An 18216-nucleotide genomic window follows, 5' to 3' on the forward strand; every position below is an offset into this window, starting at 1 on the left:
AGCGAGCTCATGTTCTTCGCCGCGCTCTTCGCGATGTACTTCACTACACGCGCAGTGCAGGGTCCATCTGTGTGGTTTGAGTCGACAGAGATTCTCAATATTCCGTTTGCAGTCCTCAATACCACCGTTCTCGTCCTATCATCTGTGACATGCCAGTTTGGTGTCTTTGCTGCTGAGCGTTATCAACCACGTCGCACCGGTTCACTCCTGAAGATTTCTTCCTGGGGAATGCGCGAGTGGTTTTCGCTTACCTTCTTGATGGGTGGCTTCTTTATCGCCGGCCAGATTTACGAGTACGCATCATTGGTAACTGAAGGACTCACCCTTTCATCCAATGCATATGGTTCGGTCTTCTATCTTGCAACTGGATTCCACGGACTTCACGTAACAGGTGGTTTGATTGCATTTCTGATCGTTCTGCTTCGTGTTGCAAAGGCTCGCCGATTTACTCAGAGTCAAGCAACTACAGCAATCGTTGTTTCGTACTACTGGCACTTTGTTGACGTGGTATGGATCGCCCTCTTCTCAGCTATCTACTTGATCAAGTAAATGATCAACCCTAGGAAGGAATACAAGTGAAGCGTCTATCACGCCTACGTCGCCATCGTGCGGCAGGACCAATTCTTTTGGTCTTCGCTCTCTTTACTATCGGAACAACTTTCCAGGTAGCTAGCGCGGTAAATAACACCACGACAACTGCAGTAGATCGTTCTGCCGCTATCGCAGAAGGTAAGCAGCTTTTTCTCAAAGGGTGTTCATCATGCCATGGACTTAATGCCGAAGGTGGAGCTGTAGCGCCATCGCTGATTGGCGTTGGTGCTGCATCTGTCGATTTCCAGGTTGGAACAGGTCGCATGCCGATGGCAGATATGAGCCAACAAGCTATGCGCAAGAAGCCTGTGTACACACCTGCGGAAGTAAACGCGCTTGCCCAATATGTTGCATCGCTTGCACCTGGACCAGAAGTTCCAAGTGATGAAGTGCTGAATTACGAACGTGATGGCTCTGTCGCTGAAGGCGGCGAACTATTCCGTACAAACTGCGCAATGTGCCATAACTTTGCCGCTCAAGGTGGAGCACTTACTCAAGGTAAGTACGCACCAACACTCATGGGCGTTGAACCAAAGCACATCTACGAAGCGATGATTACCGGTCCACAATCTATGCCTGTCTTCAGTGATAAGACACTTACCGCTGACGAGAAGCTTTCGATTATTAAGTGGATCAAGGCCGCTGAGTCACAGCCACAACTTGGTGGCGCTGCATTGGGCCGAGTCGGTCCAGTAACTGAAGGCCTTTTGGCATGGACCCTAGGAATCGGATTGCTCATTGGTGTAGCAGTCTGGTTGGCGATGAAAGCGAGATAGATCAATGTCTAACGAAATCGAACTCATCAAAGATCCAGGGCTTCCGGCGCACGTGCATCGTCGTGCAGACGACGACGAGAAGTATGCGAAGAAGGCAGAGCTACAAGTAGCTATTCTCTTTATCCTCTCGGCTTTGGGAACAATTCTTCTCATTGCTTCCTACATCTTCATTCCTACAGATACATTTATCTTCATTCCAGTGATGGGTGAAACAAATGCACATCAGTTGTTCTTGGGGCTAGGAATGGCAATTGCACTCTTCTGCATTGGTGCAGGCGCAATTCATTGGGCTAAGACCTTGATGCCCGATAACGAAGTTATTGCAGAACGTCACGAGTTCCGCTCACCTGACGAAGATCGTGCAGACTTTGTAAAGACTGTTAAGGCTGGTGCCGGTGCTGCCGGTCTTGGCCGCCGACCACTCATCAAGCGCACCCTCGGTCTTGCTCTAGGCCTTTCAGGACTGACACCGCTCTTGCTGCTACGCGACTTAGGTCCACTTCCAAAGGACGATCTCACCAAGACATCCTGGAAGGCTGGCACCCGTCTGGTCACCGACCCAGGTGATCGCCCCATCAAAGCATCCGACCTTGAAGTCGGTGCAGTTGCACAGACTCTTCCTGAATTGCCAGCTGGCGAAGATCACCGATCATTGAGCGATATTGGAAAAGACGCAGTGCTTCTCATTCGCCTTCGTCCGGAAGATTTCAACCTCGATGACGAGCGACTCTCTTGGACGCATGAAGGCATCATCGCCTTCTCCAAGATTTGTTCACATATGGGTTGCGCAGTTGCACTATACGAACAGCAGACTAAGCACCTCTTGTGCCCATGTCACCAATCCACATTTGACGTTACTCGAGCAGCGAAGGTCATCTTCGGCCCCGCTGCTCGCCCACTCCCACAACTGGCAATCACAGTTGATGAAGAGGGGTACCTCATTGCAAAAGCACCATTTAACGAACCTGTTGGACCAAGCTTCTGGGAGCGCTCATCATGACAGCACGCGAACGAATTGCAGGCAATGTAGCTAGCTACGTTGACGACCGTACTGGTGCAGCAAAGTGGATGAAGAAGAACCTCACCAAGGTCTTCCCTGATCACTGGTCATTCCTTCTCGGTGAGATCTGCTTGTACTCATTTATCATCCTTCTCGCATCTGGAACTTTCCTTACATTCTGGTTCGATCCATCGATGAAGGAAGTTGTGTACGACGGCTCTTATGCACCACTGAAGGGTCTCGAGATGTCTGCCGCTTATGCATCAACACTCGATATCTCCTTCGAAGTTCGTGGTGGACTCTTGATGCGTCAGATTCACCACTGGGCCGCTTTGATCTTTATGGTCGGAATCGTTGTTCACTTGCTCCGTGTCTACTTCACTGGCGCTTTCCGCAAGCCACGCGAATTCAACTGGATTATCGGTGTCGGTCTCCTCACTCTCGGAATCGTTGAAGGCTTCCTTGGTTACTCACTTCCTGATGATTTGCTTTCAGGAACTGGCATTCGTATCGCTGAAGCTATTATTCAAGCCCTCCCCCTTGTCGGTTCCTACCTTGCATTCTTTGCTTTCGGTGGAGCCTTCCCAGGTGAAGCATTTATTCCACGCATCTACACAGTGCACGTACTTCTCCTGCCTGGAATCTTCTTGGCGCTGATTACGGTCCACTTAATGCTCGTCTGGTACCAGAAGCACACACAATTCCCTGGCCCTGGTCGTACAGAGAAGAACGTCGTTGGATATCCATTGATGCCTATCTATATGGCTAAAGCTGGTGGATTCTTCTTTATCGTCTTTGGTGTCACCGCCTTCCTCGGTGCAGTTGCGTCAATCAACCCAATTTGGCTCTACGGTCCATATACGCCAGGTCAGATTTCTGCTGGCTCTCAGCCTGACTGGTACATGGGCTGGCTCGATGGCTTAGTGCGTATGTCACCACCACTTGAGACCCATGCCTTCGGCCACACAATCTCCTGGAACATCTTGATTCCAGGTTTGATCTTGCCGGGCATCATGTTCACGCTCCTTGCTCTCTATCCATTCATCGAAAGCTGGGCTACTGGCGATAAGCGCGAACACCATCTCCTTGATCGTCCACGCAATGCACCGAACCGCACAGCACTTGGCGCGATGGCACTGACCTTCACGCTCGTTTCCTTGCTGAACGGCGGTAACGACATTATTGCGACCACCTTCCACCTCACCATTAATCAGATGATGTGGTTCTCGCGTATTGGAGTTGTTGTATTACCTCCTATTGCCTTCGTGATTACAAAGCGCATCTGCCTCTCATTGCAGCGTGCTGATCGCGAACTCGTTCTTCATGGTCGCGAGACTGGTCGCCTTGTTCGTCTTCCACATGGTGAGTTCGTTGAAGTTCACGAACCTATCTCGGCAGAGCAGGCGTGGACTCTTACCTCTCATGAGCAACTTGCACCGCTCGAGCTATCAGAGTTCGATGCATCTGGCGTGAAGCGTCCTGGTTCATTGAAGAACAAGCTGCGTAATCGCATCTCACGAGCAACTGCGGTTGCAGTTCCTAAGGCAACCGAAACAGAACGTAAAGAGCTAGAAGGACACCACTAACGAGTCAATTTCAAACGCAAGCTTTTGAATGGCTTTACGCTCGTTGCACTAAAGCGACCCCCAGGGCCGTCATCGCAATACCGATGATCGCCTGGGAGTTTAGCTTTTCACCAAACAAGATAAATGCTTGAACCGCAGTCACTGGCGGTACTAAATAGAGCAGGCTAGAGACACGAGCCGCACTACCGTGAGTCAACATCCACAGCAATAACAGGATGGCAATCAGCGAAGTGACTACAACCGCCCAGGCCATTGCGAGGGCGGACTCGAGATTCCAGTCGATAGAAGTTTTTCCGGCTGCAACTGAGTAGATTCCGAGAACAATTCCTGCAATAAGAAATTGGTATGTGGTGCCCGTAAGAAGCGGAATCGAATGACCTAACTTTTTCTGCATGAGAGTTGCAGATGTTGAACCCGATAGCGCTGCAATTAAGAGAGCTAAAGCGATTACCGTCATCTCCCCCGTTCGTGAGAAGGCAGGTGCGAGGACAAGAATGACGCCTGCCAATCCAAGGAAGAGGCCCAACAATTGATTCCGGCTGAGCCTTTCGCCTAGCAACCTGACTGCGATCAGCGATACGAGCACTGGTTGGAGACTGGTGATTACAGATGCAATTCCTGAAGGTGAACCTTGGGCAATCGCTTCCCAGACTCCCCCGAGGTAGAGCGCATGAAGTGCAATTCCGATAGCCAGTGAGGCGTAGAGGTCTTGGCGTGTGAGCTTGAGAGATTGTCCAAGCGCCTTGGTAATCAACGCGAGGATTCCTGCTGCAATAAGAAGTCGTACGGAGAGGAAGAAAATGACATTAGAACTTTTGAATGCATACTTTGCTACGACGAAGCCAGATGACCAGATAACGACAAAGATCCATGGAGCGAAGGACTCTGCCTTGCGCGACAATTTAGGCAAGAGCGTAGCGCTCAAGGGTCTTCATCGTATGAGAGAACTACTTAGTGATGTGATGAAGAGGTTGGAAGTGGCTTCTCGTACTCAGTGACGAAACCGATAATGCTCACGATCAGCGCTGAAAGAGTGATCAGCGTGAGCCACCATCCAACTACAAGACTCAGGCCTAGCGCACATGCGCTGAGAGCGACAGGTAGTGGCCACCACGAGTGTGGGCTATAGAAGCCGAGCTCTCCAGCATCATCTGCAATCTCTGCATTGAGGTCATCTGAAGGGATATCAAATCCAATGCGCTTCTGAGTGAACCAGACATAGAAACCCACCATTGCAGCAAGGCATGAAGCCAGAATCATTCCCGTGATTCCGACCGGTTCATCTGCACCGGTTACATATGTGTAGACAACAGCCATGATTGCATAGAAGACAGCTAGACCAACGAAAAGTTTCCAATTAGCTTTCATGAACTAGTGTCCCTCTGTCTTAATGTGTGGATGATGGAGATCGAATGCTGGACGCTCAGAACGAATACGTGGCATTGATGTGAAGTTGTGGCGCGGTGGTGGACAGCTTGTAGCCCACTCAAGGGATGCTCCGTAGCCCCATGGATCATCGCAATTAACAAGTGGGCTCTTGCGAGTAATCCAGATGTTGATAAAGAACGGGATCATAGAGAGAGCCAGCAGAGCTGAACCAACGGTTGAAATCATATTCATGCCGGTGAAGCCGTCCGACGCCAAGTAATCAGCGTAGCGACGAGGGAAGCCCTTAATGCCCAACCAGTGCTGAATCAAGAATGTTGTATGGAAGCCGAAGAAGAGAGTCCAGAAGTGAATCTTTCCAAGGCGCTCATTGAGCATGCGACCTGTGAACTTTGGCCACCAGAAGTAGAAACCTGCGAACATTGCAAAGACCACTGTTCCAAAGAGGACATAGTGGAAGTGAGCCACAACGAAGTAGGTAGCAGAAACTGCGAAGTCCAGTGGCGGTGAAGCCAAGATGACTCCAGTTAATCCACCGAAGAGGAATGTGACGAGGAAGCCCATAACCCACAACATAGGTGTTTCAAATGAAACGTGGCCACGCCACATTGTTCCAATCCAGTTAAAGAATTTAACACCGGTAGGAACACCGATGAGGAAGGTCATAAATGAGAAGAAGGGAAGCAAGACCTGGCCTGTTGCAAACATATGGTGAGCCCACACAGCAACAGATAGAGCTGCGATTGCAATGGTTGCCGCAATCAATCCCTTGTAACCAAAGATTGGCTTACGTGAGAAGACTGGCAAAATCTCGGTTGCGATGCCAAAGAAAGGCAAGGCCAAGATATATACCTCGGGGTGGCCGAAGAACCAGAACAAGTGCTGCCACAACATCGCTCCGCCATTTGCTGGATCGAAGATATGAGTTCCGAAGAGACGATCTGATTCAAGACCAAGAAGCGCTGCAGCCAATGGTGGGAATGCAAGAAGAATCAAGATTGAAGTTAAGAGCGTATTCCAGCTAAAGATTGACATACGGAACATAGTCATACCTGGTGCACGCATTGTGAAGATTGTTGTAATGAAGTTAACGCCACCAAGAATTGTTCCGAGACCTGAAATAGCTAGACCAATAACCCACAGGTCTCCACCGATACCTGGCGAATAGGTTGCATTTGCAAGTGGTGCGTAAGCGGTCCAACCAAAGGAAGCGGCTCCACCTGGAGTTAAGAAACCACCGACGGCCATCAACGAACCAAAGAAGTAGAGCCAGTACGAGAGCATGTTCAAACGTGGAAAGGCAACGTCTGCAGCTCCAATTTGGAGAGGCATGATCACATTGGCAAAGCCGACAAAGAGCGAGGTAGAGAACATCAACAACATGATGGTGCCGTGCATTGTGAAGATCTGGTTGTACTGCTCATTACTCATGAACTGCATGCCCGGACGTGTCAGCTCTGCACGCAAGAAGAGCGCGAGGATTCCACCGACGAGGAACCAGGTGAATGAGGTTGCAAGATAGAGGTAACCAATGCGCTTGTGATCGGTTGAAGTCACAGTCTTTACAAACTGAGTACCCCAAGAATCCTTACGCTCAACACCCTGACGAGGTGCTGTAATCGTAGGTGCGTCAGCAAATGTAGTCATTAAGCGCCTGCCTTCAATGAGTTGATGTACTTCTGATACTGCTCAGGTGTCACAACCTTGACCTTAAAAATCATTTGAGCGTGATTGCGTCCGCACAAAATGTTGCATCGGCCTGGGAAAGTTCCGAGCTTATTTGCAGTGAACTGAATGTGGTTTGTGCGATCCGGAAGATTCTGCATCTGAATCATGAATGCTGGAATCCAGAAACCGTGCACCACATCGTTTGATGTAATAGTGAAACGAACGCTCTCACCCTGTGGCAGGTAGAGAGTTGGCGGATTCTCAGGAGTTCCAGTTACGACAGCGTCCTTGCCGGCTTCTGGGTATCCGAATTGCCACGACCATTGAATACCTTCTACTGAAATCTCATGTTGTGCCGGAGTCTTGAGATCAACAATCTTTGATTCCTTCGTTGCGGTGAAGTAGAAGAGCACAGCCACGATGATGAAAGGAATGATTGTGTAGATAATTTCAATCGGGATGTTGTATTGAGTCTGCTTAGGGAATTCACCCTTCTTCGCATCATTCTTACGATGGAAGAACGCAGGCCAGAGAATCAAGATGAGCGTAATGACACCCACGACTCCTGCTGCAATCCAGGCACCCTGCCACAATGAGAGTGAAATATCGTTCACGCTCGATGTGTTCTTTGGGTAACCCATTCCGGAAATATCATTCGACTTCAATGAGCATCCACTAAGGAAGGCTGAAGCTACGAGAGCTCCAAGTAGGCCAACCAGGGTGCGCTTTTTAGGTGCAGACATAGCGCTAAGGATAGTGGCGTAAGCGCTGAGTAGTTGCAGGAACAGGTATCGTTCCTTGGGTGGCTCACCTCACAGGAAATTTCACCTCGGAAGCCCCTCTCTCCCCTGCAGTCCGAGAGGCAATTTCTGCCGCCTTCGAACAAGGGTGGGCCGACCCGAAGAAGGCATCACAATCAGCGGGCAAGGCTTCTATTCTGACCCAGAGCGCCAAAGGCGAGATTGCCAAAGTTCTAGGAACCTCCCCCGAAAAATTAGAGGTCGTAGGTGAGCCCGCCCTGGTGCACTTTCTGGCCTTGCAAGGCTTTAGCCGAGGAGAACTTCCTCTCTATCTATCTTCGGCCGACGTCGGCAAGATTCGCGCTATCGCGCGTCAGAATGATGTCGAAGGCCGCCTTATTGGAATAGATGCGAACGGCATCCTTGTTGAGCCAGGATTCACATTTCCTCGCCACTCGGTCATCTCTCTTCAAGCTAGTAACGGCGAAACAGGTGCAACGCAAGATCTCGACCACTGGCGCAACCACTATTCATATGTAGTTCTTGATGCAACCCGCGCCATACCAACAGAAAAGCTCGTAGGTGGATTTGCTGCAACAACTCTCGATGCACAATCTTGGAATGGCCCGGCAGGGATTGGTCTCCTTCATATTGAAGACTCTAAGAACTTCTCATATCCACTACCTCACATCGCACCGATTCGGGTTCCGGGAACATATTCACTACCACTTCTTATTGGTGCGGCGGTCGCCATCAAAGAATTCGTTTCGAATGCTCAATCCTTAACGAGTATGCGTGCTTACTTCATCGATCTTCTAGAAGAGATTCCTGGAGTAACTGTCCTCGCAAAACACAGTGGAATCCACTCTCGACATATTTCGATTATTGTCGATGACATTTCAGCGGAAGAAGTTCTCCGTACCCTCTTGCAGCGTTCAATCGCTATCGATGCAGGCTCTGCTTGCTCGCCTGAAGACCTTGCCCCCAGCCATGTGATTGCAGCAATGGGATATCCAACTACCGGTCATTTACGGATGACCCTTCACCCCGGCCATACACACACAGATGTCGATAAGGCAGTTCATACAATGAAGGAAGTGCTGAGCGAACTACGCAGGTAAGTGAGCAGCTACTTCCACCGCTGCATCTGCACCATATGCTTCTTCAAAACGAGCAAGAAATTCAGCATTGGTGAAGCGGTACTCCTGAGTTCCCATGGTTTCGATGACATACGTTGCAATCATGGAGCCAAGCTGGGCACAGCGTTCATGGCTTAATCCCCAGGCGAGGCCGGCCACAAAGCCAGATCGGAAAGAATCGCCAACGCCTGTTGGGTCAACCTTCGCTTTCTCATTTGCACAAGTCACCTTGATGAATTCACCGTCAATGCTTTCGATACGAGCACCAGCAGAACCTTGCGTAACGACACGATACTTCACGCGCTGCAGAATTTCGTGATCGCTCCACCCGGTCTTTTGAATAGCAAGAGCTAGTTCGTACTCATTCATAAAGAGATAAGTAGCGCCATTGATGAGCTTTTGAATTTCTGCGCCAGACATACGAGCCATCTGTTGTGATGGGTCGGCTGCAACAGGAATATTATTTTCGAGCGCTACTTCCATATGGCGAAGCATCGCTTCTGGATCGTCCGGTGAAATGACGAGCAAATCGAATTTGCCTGTCTTCGCCATGATGGGTGCCAGCTCGATGTTACGAGCCTCTGACATAGCCCCTGGGAAGAAGGATGCGATCTGATTGAGCTCTGTATCTGTAGTAACTGTGAAGTGAGCGGTGTACTGCTCTTGAGAAATAAGAACGTGTGACGTATCTACACCATGGCGCGAAAGCCAGGCATCGTAATCCGCCCAGTCCTTTCCGACGGCTGCTATGAGCACGGGATTGAGGCCAAGGTTGGCCATTCCAAATGCAATATTGGCCGCACATCCACCGCGACGAACCTCTAAGCCATCAACCAGGAATGAGAGCGAGACTTTTTCTAATGAACCGGCAACAAGTGAGTCGGTGAACTTTCCAGGGAAAGTCATTAAGTGATCTAACCCGACTGAACCTGCCACGCCAATTCTCATGGGTGGATTTAACTACAGGTGACGATGAATTAGTTAAATGAATCGCCACATGCACAAGAACCTTGTGCATTGGGATTATCAATTGTGAAGCCTTGCTTCTCGATAGTGTCAACGAAATCAACAGTTGCACCCATGAGATAAGGATCTGACATCTTGTCGACAACAACCTTCACCGCACCGAATTCACGAGTGATGTCACCATCTTGATTGCGATCATCAAAGTAGAGCTGGTAGCGAAGACCTGAACAGCCACCTGGCTGAACAGCGACACGGAGATAGAGGTCATCACGGCCTTCTTGAGCGAGCAGTGATGCCACCTTTGAAGATGCAGCATCTGTCAAAGCGATGCCTGTTGTGAGGTTTACTGCTTGTGTTGTCTCTGTAGTCATGTGCTGAAGAATACCCGCGTCGGGTTGCCGAAGCGACTCGAAAAACGGGAGAATCTGCGCATGTCTTCAACATCACTGGCGCAACTTCTGCTGCTCGGCCAAGGCTCTGACTTGGCTTCAGAGCGTGGAGTCTCATGCACTGGTGAACTACCTGAAGCAAGCGATCCCACTCTGGTCGCCCGAGCAGCTGCGGCGAAAGCTGCTCTCGGTTCCAAAGTGTTGATCTTGGGTCATCACTATCAGCGCGATGAAGTAATTGCTTTCGCCGATATCACCGGAGACTCATTTAAATTGGCTCAATCGGCTGCTGCGCAAAGTGCAGCTGAATACATTATTTTCTGTGGCGTTCACTTTATGGCCGAAAGCGCTGACATCCTGACCGGCGATCATCAAAAAGTAATTCTCCCTGACCTCGCAGCAGGGTGTTCTATGGCGGATATGGCTACCGCATCTCAGGTTCATGATTGCTGGAGCCAACTTGAAAAACTTGGCGTAGCTGCAGCAACTGTTCCAGTTACCTATATGAATTCATCTGCCGCAATCAAGAGCTTTACTGGCGAGCACGGCGGAACCATCTGTACATCTTCCAATGCCGAGAAGACTCTGCGCTGGGCTTTTGGTAAGGCCGAGAAAGTTCTCTTTCTCCCAGACCAACATCTCGGAAGAAATACTGCAATCATCGATCTAGGACTGTCTCCCGAAGATTGCGTTGTATGGAATCCCTGGAAACCACAGGGCGGCCTCACTGAAGCTGAAATCAAGAATGCGAAAATGATTTTGTGGCGCGGACATTGTTCGGTACACGGTCGTTTTACTCGCGAATCAATCGAAGATTTCCGTACTCGCATCCCAGAGATCAAGATTATCGTGCATCCTGAATGCCAACATGAAGTTGTATCTGCGGCTGATGTCGTAGGTAGCACCGAGAAGATAATTAAGACAGTCTCTGAATCTGCCCCCGGTACACAGTGGGCTGTAGGAACAGAGCTCAACCTTGTCTCCCGATTAGCCGCAGCCAATCCCGATAAAAAGGTCTACTTCCTCGATCGAACAGTGTGTTACTGCTCAACCATGAACCGCATCGACCTGCCTCACCTTGTCTGGGCTCTTGAATCCCTCGTTGCGGGCACAGTTGTCAACGAGATTAAGGTAGATGCGCAGACGGCGCGATATTCAAAGATGGCACTCGAGCAAATGCTCGCCCTATAGTTTCCGCCATGACTGACGACAAGAAGAACCGACCAACACCGAAGCGCAAGGATGCAACTTCTAAGCATCACTCACTCGCCCCTATAAAGACAAAGGAAGAGAAGAAGCGCGCACGCGAGGCTCAGAAATCTGCACGTCTTGCAGCTCGAGCGGCTTATCTGCGCGGTGACGAAAACGCACTACCTGCTCGCGATCGCGGTCCAGTTAAGAAGTTTGTACGCGATTACATCGATTCGCGTCGATCAATCGGCGAATTCTTTCTCCCAATCATCTTCGTGGTTTTGATTCTCACGATGATTCCAACAAAGACAACGACCAATGCTGAAGGCTTGCCTCAGGTTCCCATGACGCAAGTAATCTCGATTGCAATCATGTATACAGTCCTTCTTATCTCGGTCCTTGATGGGGTGCGCCTCAACCGAAAGATTCGCAAACTTGTTAAGGCTAAGTTTCCAGGCCAACCAACTCGAGGCCTCGGAATTTATGGATGGCTTCGCTCGACTCAGATGCGCCGTATGCGCGCTCCAAAGCCGCAGGTAAAAGCAGGCGACAAGATTTAACTAAGCGCGCGGGTTTGGACTCTCGTTCTTCTTAGGATCTCGCTCGGGCAAGTTACCTAGTGCGGTATCAATCGCCTTCAATTGATCTGCAGATAACTTCACTCCAGAGGCTTTCACATTCTCTTTTACTTGTGATGGCTTGGTAGCGCCCATAATTGCGCTTGAAACATTGTCATTAGCCAAGACCCAGGCAATTGCTAGCTGACCAATGGTGAGGCCGGCATCATCTGCGATTGGCTTAAGGCGTTGAACCGCCTCTAGAACTTCCTCCTTCATCCAGCGAGAGATGAAATCTGCACCTGACTTTTTATCTGTGGCGCGTGAACCTGCTGGCGCTTTCTTACCAGGAAGATATTTGCCAGTAAGAACACCTTGTGCCATCGGCGACCACACAATCTGACCGATTCCCTCTTTACGTGAAAGAGGAACAACTTCGGCTTCAATCACTCGCCATAGCGCTGAATACTGTGGCTGGCTGGAGACGAAGCGGTTATATCCACGTGCATCCTGAATCTTGAGCGCATCCTTGATTTGTTGTGCATTCCATTCAGAGAATCCGATATAGCTAACTTTGCCCTGACGTATCAAATCATTGAAAGCGCTGAGAGTTTCTTCAAGAGGTGTTTCGACATCGAATCGATGTGCTTGATAGAGATCTATATGGTCTGTGCCTAATCTCTTCAGGGATGCATTGCAAGATTCCATAATGTGTTTACGGGAAAGTCCGCGATCATTCTTGCCGGTTCCAGTTGGCCAATACACCTTGGTAAAGACCTCGTATGACTCGCGGCGAACACCTTTGAGTGCACGTCCGAGTACGGCTTCGGCCTTGGTACCGGCATAAACATCGGCGGTGTCAAAGGTAGTGATGCCCACATCGAGAGCGGTTCTCACGCATTTAATGGCTGCCTCGGATTCAACTTGAGAACCGTGAGTGATCCAGTTTCCGTAAGAGATTTCAGAGACATACATTCCTGTTGAACCTAAGCGGCGATATTCCATATTGCAATCGTATGGGGTGCGTTGGTGATTGCCAATGGTTCGGCCATGTGGTTTGGTACGCACACAACTGAATATGGAAGACCGAGAATTTTTAGGGGAAGTTCGGTGCGATTCCGACGCTGACCCGCAACCGTATGAGTTTTTATAACTTAAGTCGGATTACCTAACTCTTCTCTTTGACCAACACCCGCCGAGGTTTGCGGGGCGTAGTCGTACGGGTTGCTATGACCTTTGCCAACTACCCCTGTGAGACTCTCTATTTATAGGAGCTCCAGATTGAAGAAATTCACTCTTATCGCAGCGCTTGTAGCTGCTCTCATTTCACAGACAACAATTGCCCCCGCGCAAGCCGCCGCTAAAGGTTGGCGTTATTGGGGTTACTACCAAGCTGCGGCAAAGACTTCGGTCTGGAAGGCGGCAATGACAGGGCCAACTGTCGATATTGCAGATGGATCAGTCGAAGGATGGATCTTCACCTTCAGCAGTGATGATGTTCCTTCAACTCCCCCATCAGTAAAGCCTTCCTTTAACGCAATCTGTGGCAAGACAAAGGCGCAGGCTGGCTTAAAGCGCATTGGTCTTGTTATCGATTTCGGTGCAGCTGCATATGCTCCCAAGGGAGAGAAGATCAAGAAGACAATAGTTCGTTGTGTTGTCACGGCCAAGGAATCTCAGGGCATTGATGTTCTTGCACAAGAGGTTGATGTCCGCAGCGCTGATTCAGGTTTGATTTGTGGCTTCAATGGCTATCCCGCAAAAGAGTGCGGCGTAGAAATCACTACCCCTAAGTCATTGCTCAAGAAGTAGATTTATGAAGAAGCCGTTCCACCCACTGACTTTCTGGGCAATTTTTACAGCGCTTACTGTTTCTGTTGTTACCTCAGATAGCGTTGCGTGTGCAGTAGTTGCAATGGGTGGAGCAGCTTTCATAGTTCATTTTCATAAGCAAGAAGGTCCGTGGTCCAAGAGTTTCCAATGGTCGCTGGTCGCAGGCCTCTATCTGCTCACAATCCGTGCGGTAACAGGCATCATCATCGGGGTTCCTAGACCAGGTAAGACTCTCTTTGAAATTCCACGAGTTCACCTTCCAAGTTGGTTGCCAGGCATTCGTATCGGAGGTCCTGTGACATGGGAGAGATTGTCATCTTCGCTCCATGAAGGTCTGATCATCGCGACGGTGATTGCCCTCTTTGGTGCAGCAAACTCAGTAACCAGCCCTCATAAACTTTTGCGGGTTCTTCCTTCAAGAATTTATCAACTCGCTGTCACGATGGTGATCGCTACATCTGTCTTTCCACAAATGATTTCGAGTATTTCTAGAATTAGAAGTGCCCAATTTATTAGAAGTGGAAAGAAGCCAAGAATCTCCTCAATCGCTCTGCCGCTATTAGAGGAGAGTTTAGGAAGAGCAGTAAACCTTGCAGAATCCATGGAGGCTCGTGGTTTCGGTCAATCTTCACAACAAAGCCGATATCGAGCTATCCATTACTCCCCCAGAGATTTTGCCTACATTCTCTGCGGATTAACAACTTCACTTGTGATGGTGGTGCTGTGATTACCTTCTCTAGAGTCTCACTTATCTACCCACACTCCACCACTACGGTGATTGAGGATCTCTCCTTTGAAATTCAAGAGGGCGAGATGGTACTGGTTATGGGGCATACGGGATCTGGAAAATCCTCACTGTTGCGTCTGATTAATGGGCTCGTTCCGCATCACACTGGCGGCATTCTCGGGGGCGAAATCGTTGTCGACGGAAAATCTACTCGCACCACTAAGCCTGGTGAATTAGCGGGAGTCGTCGGAATAGTTGGCCAGAACCCCATTGATACCTTTGTCACGGATGTTGTTGAAGATGAGCTCGCCTTTGGCATGGAATCGCTCAATTTTCCTGAAGATGTCATGCGTAAGCGCATTGAAGAAGCGCTCGACCAAGTTGGGTTAGCTCCATTGCGACAACGCACCATTGCAACCCTCAGTGGTGGCGAACAACAGAGACTTGCCATCGCGTGTGCGCTCGTGATGCACCCAAAGGTCTTGCTTTTGGATGAACCAACAAGTGCGCTCGATCCGATTGCCTCAGAAGAAATCTTGGCGATTCTTCACAGACTTGTTCACGATTTAAGTGTCACGGTAGTACTGGCTGAACATCGATTAGAGCGTGTTATTGGTTATGTCGATCGAATTCTGCTGATTGAGGCAGATGGAAAATCATCCATTGGCGCTCCGTCACAAATCTTGACCCTCACAGATTTAGTGCCACCAATCGTGCGATTGACTCGTGAATTAGAACTGGTCGATGTTGGCACAAGTACACGCGAAGTTCGACGCATTACTGAGAACTTACGTAGCAATCTTGCTGAATACGAGAGACCACAACACCAGTCAGGTGGGCAACTGGTAGAGATATCGCAGCTGACTGCAAGCTATGAGGGCTTCGCCGCACTCAAAAATATTGACCTGCTCCTCCATCGTGGTGAGATAACAGCGCTGATGGGTCGAAACGGTGCCGGTAAAAGCACTCTCATCAAATCTATCGTTGGACTCCACAAAGGCGATAGCGGTGCCATTCAATTCTCTGGTGTATCGATTCAATCCCTTAAACCGAAAGAGCGCTCTCGCCGCATCGGGTATATCCCGCAAGAACCCGGCGATCTCCTCTACCTGACAACTGTTGCAGATGAATGTGCGCGTGCAGATAAAGATAATGACGTACCCGCAGGCACTGCGCTTTCTTTACTCAAAAGAATAGTTCCAACGATTTCTGAAACATCGCACCCGCGTGAACTTTCAGAGGGTCAGCGCTTGGCTTTAGTGCTAGCCATTGTTATCTCAACTTCACCGGAACTTTTGGTTCTCGATGAACCAACACGTGGACTGGATTACGAAGCTAAGACATTTCTCATGCGAGAGCTTTACCGTCTTGCGCGTGATGCCAACACTTCAATCTTCATGGCAACACATGATGTTGAAATTGTGGCCGAAGTTGCAGACCGAACGGTCTTTCTCGCCGATGGTGAAAAAGTCGCCGATGGTTCTACTCTTGAAGTACTACTTGCATCCCCTGCCTTTGCACCTCAAGTTGCCAAGGTGATGTCACCAAGGCGCTGGCTCACGGTCGGAGATGTATTAAACGCTGTAGAAAACAGTGGCTCTCAGTGAAGAAGTTATCGATAACTTTTTTAGCGCTGCTCTCTTGTGGCGGATTCTTCTGGCCCTTTCTTGTCCCTACGCAAGCTATGGCAAATAAGGCGAGTTGGCTCTTTCTCGCATGCACGCCCATTATGGTGTTGTTGATTGTTCTCTTGGTTTCAGAAGATCAACTCAGCTCAAAAAATATTGCATTCCTCGGAATTCTCTCTGCTCTCATTGCGGCGCTGAGACCACTCGGAATTGGAGCTATTGGAATCGAACCAATGTGGTTTGCCCTCATTCTGGCTGCTCGAGTTCTTGGTCCGACATTCGGTTTTCTACTAGGTGCAATCAGCATGACTTTCTCCGCCTTATTAACGGGAGGAATTGGACCGTGGCTCGCCTATCAAGTATTTGCAGCAGCGCTTATCGGTCTCGGTGTGGGTCTTATTCCAGAGAGAACAACGGGCAGAATTGAAGTCGTACTTCTCGGAATCTACGGAGTATGTGCTGCGGAATTCTTTGGAATCGCAATGGATCTTCAGTTCTGGCCATGGTCACTCGGAAGCGGAACAGAGCTGTCCTATCAAGTCGGCGATCCAATTGGTGAGAACCTATCGCGATTCTTCCAGTATCACTTTCTCTCAGCGCTTGCCTGGGATCTTCCCCGAGCGACAATTACCTTGGTGTTGATTCTTATTGCAGGAAAGCCAGCTCTCAATGCGCTACGACGAGCACGACACAAGGCAGCGTTTGCAAGCCATGCAGAGTTCGTTCAATTAGCGGACGTGCGACTCAACCATCGGTAGCGCAACAACCGTCGAACTTGAATCGCGGCCTCGAACATCAACAATCAAAGAGTCACCGACAAGGTAAGTTGGCTCGACCAGTGCGAGTGCAATTCCTTTTTTGAGTGACGGTGAGAAAGTTCCACTCGTGACAATGCCGACTACCTTGCCATCACTATTTTTTACATCCATTCCTGCGCGAGGAATGCCTCGATCGGTAGCTTGCAGTCCCCGCAAAATACGATGCGGACCATTCTCCCGCTCAGAACGAAGTGCATCAGAACCCCTGAAAGACTCTTTCTTCCAACCCACTGCCCAGGTAGAGCCTGCTTGCACGGGAGAAATTTCCAGTGAGAGCTCATGGCCATGGAGTGGGTAACCCATTTCGGTGCGCAAGGTATCGCGTGCACCAAGTCCACAGATAAGACCATCGAACGGCTTCATTGCTTCTACGAGCGCATCCCAGACAACTGAGGCATCTTCCCATCGAGGAACTAGTTCATAACCGTGCTCGCCGGTATAACCAGTGCGACAGAGAATGACATCGCATCCTGCGATGGAAACGTGCGCAAAGGCCATGTAATCCATTGTGGGAATTACACCTAAAGATTCGATCACTGATGCTGCCTGTGGACCTTGAAGCGCAAGAACTGCATGGCGTTCGTGAAGGTTCATTACCTCGATACCTGCAGGCGCTGCCGCCTTGATGATTGCAACGACCTCTGTCGTATTTGAGGCATTAGGGATAAGAAAGAGATCCTCTGCTGTATTGCGATAGACGATCAAATCATCGACCACGCCGCCATCGGGATTGCAGAGCATCGTGTATTGAGCCTGGCCGTCGATAATGCGGTTGAGGTCATTAGTGACCTGGGTATTAAGAAATTCGAGTGCTCCTGCGCCCTTGACGCTCGCTTTGCCCAAATGCGATACATCGAAGAGTCCAACGCGTTCGCGAACGGCCGCATGTTCTGCAAGGACACCTGCGCCTGGGTACTCAATCGGCATAAGCCAACCACCGAAATCGGCCATCTTCGCGCTAAGGTCGATATGTTTCTGATGCAATGGTGAGTTTTTCACAAAGACAACTTACACTTGCGCAGGCGGAAAACTCGATTACAACCCGCAGCCGAGCTACAGAAGGAGCGTTATGTCAACGATCAAGATTTCAGATGGAATTGTTAAGGATGACATTCTCGTCGTAGGAGTCTCAATCAAATCTGGCAAGGGCGCGCTCACTATCGAATCAGGCGATTTAGCTTTAGATTCAAAGGCTCTCATAGCAACACTGAATGACCTCGG

General features: G+C 49.6%; 19 protein-coding genes and 1 riboswitch. Of the genes, 11 read left to right on the forward strand and 8 right to left on the reverse strand.

Annotated features, from left to right (window positions below):
- The 4 genes from ctaE to qcrB all read left to right on the forward strand — a co-directional run.
- The coding region (gene ctaE, locus ACKOVI_RS05170; protein ID WP_509603003.1) for an aa3-type cytochrome oxidase subunit III at positions 1 to 549 on the forward strand (549 nt) is incomplete at its 5' end.
- A 26-nt stretch (positions 550 to 575) separates the two neighbouring features.
- Positions 576 to 1367, forward strand: a complete 792-nt coding sequence (gene qcrC, locus ACKOVI_RS05175; RefSeq protein WP_509603004.1) for a cytochrome bc1 complex diheme cytochrome c subunit — start codon at positions 576 to 578, stop codon at positions 1365 to 1367.
- 4 nt (positions 1368 to 1371) lie between these two features.
- Positions 1372 to 2367 carry a cytochrome bc1 complex Rieske iron-sulfur subunit gene (gene qcrA / locus ACKOVI_RS05180; protein ID WP_509603005.1) on the forward strand — a complete coding sequence of 332 codons (996 nt, stop codon included), beginning with the start codon at positions 1372 to 1374 and terminating at the stop codon, positions 2365 to 2367.
- The gene (gene qcrB / locus ACKOVI_RS05185; protein ID WP_509603007.1) at positions 2364 to 3953 is read left to right on the forward strand and encodes a cytochrome bc1 complex cytochrome b subunit; all 1590 of its coding nucleotides are present in this window, start codon (positions 2364 to 2366) and stop codon (positions 3951 to 3953) included. Before qcrA ends, qcrB begins: the two co-directional genes overlap by 4 nt.
- Positions 3954 to 3987: 34 nt before the next feature.
- Here qcrB and ACKOVI_RS05190 read toward each other — a convergent pair whose 3' ends face one another.
- Genes ACKOVI_RS05190 through ctaC form a run of 4 tightly spaced genes read right to left on the reverse strand, consistent with a single transcriptional unit; the run spans position 3988 to position 7750 of the window.
- Complete coding sequence (locus tag ACKOVI_RS05190; protein ID WP_509603008.1) at positions 3988 to 4878, reverse strand: DMT family transporter; 891 nt, start codon at positions 4876 to 4878, stop codon at positions 3988 to 3990.
- Between the two features lie 26 nt (positions 4879 to 4904).
- On the reverse strand, positions 4905 to 5321 hold the full coding sequence (locus tag ACKOVI_RS05195; RefSeq protein WP_509603009.1) for a cytochrome c oxidase subunit 4: 417 nt from the start codon (positions 5319 to 5321) through the stop codon (positions 4905 to 4907).
- Positions 5322 to 5324: 3 nt separating this feature from the next.
- A complete protein-coding gene (ctaD, locus tag ACKOVI_RS05200; protein ID WP_509603010.1) occupies positions 5325 to 6986 on the reverse strand; it encodes an aa3-type cytochrome oxidase subunit I in 1662 nt (553 codons plus the stop codon).
- The gene (gene ctaC / locus ACKOVI_RS05205) at positions 6986 to 7750 is read right to left on the reverse strand and encodes an aa3-type cytochrome oxidase subunit II (RefSeq protein ID WP_509603011.1); all 765 of its coding nucleotides are present in this window, start codon (positions 7748 to 7750) and stop codon (positions 6986 to 6988) included. Before ctaC ends, ctaD begins: the two co-directional genes overlap by 1 nt.
- 59 nt (positions 7751 to 7809) lie before the next feature.
- On the opposite strand from ctaC, the gene ACKOVI_RS05210 reads away from it, so the two are divergent.
- A complete protein-coding gene (locus ACKOVI_RS05210) occupies positions 7810 to 8868 on the forward strand; it encodes an aminotransferase class V-fold PLP-dependent enzyme (protein ID WP_509603012.1) in 1059 nt (352 codons plus the stop codon).
- Here the strand turns inward: ACKOVI_RS05210 and ACKOVI_RS05215 are convergent.
- Complete coding sequence (locus ACKOVI_RS05215) at positions 8857 to 9834, reverse strand: carbohydrate kinase family protein (protein WP_509603013.1); 978 nt, start codon at positions 9832 to 9834, stop codon at positions 8857 to 8859. The genes ACKOVI_RS05210 and ACKOVI_RS05215 overlap by 12 nt on opposite strands.
- Before the next feature lie 29 nt (positions 9835 to 9863).
- Positions 9864 to 10223, reverse strand: a complete 360-nt coding sequence (gene erpA / locus ACKOVI_RS05220; RefSeq protein WP_509603014.1) for an iron-sulfur cluster insertion protein ErpA — start codon at positions 10221 to 10223, stop codon at positions 9864 to 9866.
- 60 nt (positions 10224 to 10283) lie between these two features.
- On the opposite strand from erpA, the gene nadA reads away from it, so the two are divergent.
- Both nadA and ACKOVI_RS05230 read left to right on the forward strand, forming a co-directional pair.
- Positions 10284 to 11432, forward strand: a complete 1149-nt coding sequence (gene nadA, locus ACKOVI_RS05225) for a quinolinate synthase NadA (RefSeq protein ID WP_509603015.1) — start codon at positions 10284 to 10286, stop codon at positions 11430 to 11432.
- 8 nt (positions 11433 to 11440) lie between these two features.
- Positions 11441 to 11992 (forward strand): DUF3043 domain-containing protein, encoded by a 552-nt coding sequence (locus ACKOVI_RS05230; RefSeq protein ID WP_509603016.1) that lies wholly within the window; start codon positions 11441 to 11443, stop codon positions 11990 to 11992.
- Here the strand turns inward: ACKOVI_RS05230 and ACKOVI_RS05235 are convergent, their stop codons facing one another.
- Complete coding sequence (locus tag ACKOVI_RS05235; RefSeq protein ID WP_509603018.1) at positions 11993 to 12994, reverse strand: aldo/keto reductase family protein; 1002 nt, start codon at positions 12992 to 12994, stop codon at positions 11993 to 11995.
- A 65-nt stretch (positions 12995 to 13059) separates the two neighbouring features.
- Positions 13060 to 13209, forward strand: a riboswitch (adenosylcobalamin (AdoCbl) riboswitch).
- Positions 13210 to 13270: 61 nt separating this feature from the next.
- Between ACKOVI_RS05235 and ACKOVI_RS05240 the strand changes: the two genes are divergently transcribed.
- From ACKOVI_RS05240 to ACKOVI_RS05255, 4 genes are read left to right on the forward strand one after another with little or no spacing between them, the layout of a single operon-like run.
- The gene (locus ACKOVI_RS05240) at positions 13271 to 13801 is read left to right on the forward strand and encodes an SCO2322 family protein (protein ID WP_509603019.1); all 531 of its coding nucleotides are present in this window, start codon (positions 13271 to 13273) and stop codon (positions 13799 to 13801) included.
- Positions 13802 to 13805: 4 nt separating this feature from the next.
- Positions 13806 to 14549, forward strand: a complete 744-nt coding sequence (locus ACKOVI_RS05245) for an energy-coupling factor transporter transmembrane component T family protein (RefSeq protein WP_509603021.1) — start codon at positions 13806 to 13808, stop codon at positions 14547 to 14549.
- The gene (locus tag ACKOVI_RS05250) at positions 14546 to 16156 is read left to right on the forward strand and encodes an ABC transporter ATP-binding protein (RefSeq protein ID WP_509603022.1); all 1611 of its coding nucleotides are present in this window, start codon (positions 14546 to 14548) and stop codon (positions 16154 to 16156) included. Before ACKOVI_RS05245 ends, ACKOVI_RS05250 begins: the two co-directional genes overlap by 4 nt.
- Positions 16153 to 16935, forward strand: coding sequence for an ECF transporter S component (locus tag ACKOVI_RS05255; protein WP_509603023.1), 783 nt, complete (start codon positions 16153 to 16155; stop codon positions 16933 to 16935). The genes ACKOVI_RS05250 and ACKOVI_RS05255 overlap by 4 nt, the downstream gene beginning before the upstream one ends.
- Here the strand turns inward: ACKOVI_RS05255 and gcvT are convergent.
- The gene (gene gcvT / locus ACKOVI_RS05260; protein WP_509603024.1) at positions 16906 to 17994 is read right to left on the reverse strand and encodes a glycine cleavage system aminomethyltransferase GcvT; all 1089 of its coding nucleotides are present in this window, start codon (positions 17992 to 17994) and stop codon (positions 16906 to 16908) included. The genes ACKOVI_RS05255 and gcvT overlap by 30 nt on opposite strands.
- Positions 17995 to 18216: the final 222 nt, after the last annotated feature.

The organism is Candidatus Planktophila sp. (assembly GCF_046070465.1).
Taxonomy (GTDB): domain Bacteria; phylum Actinomycetota; class Actinomycetes; order Nanopelagicales; family Nanopelagicaceae; genus Planktophila.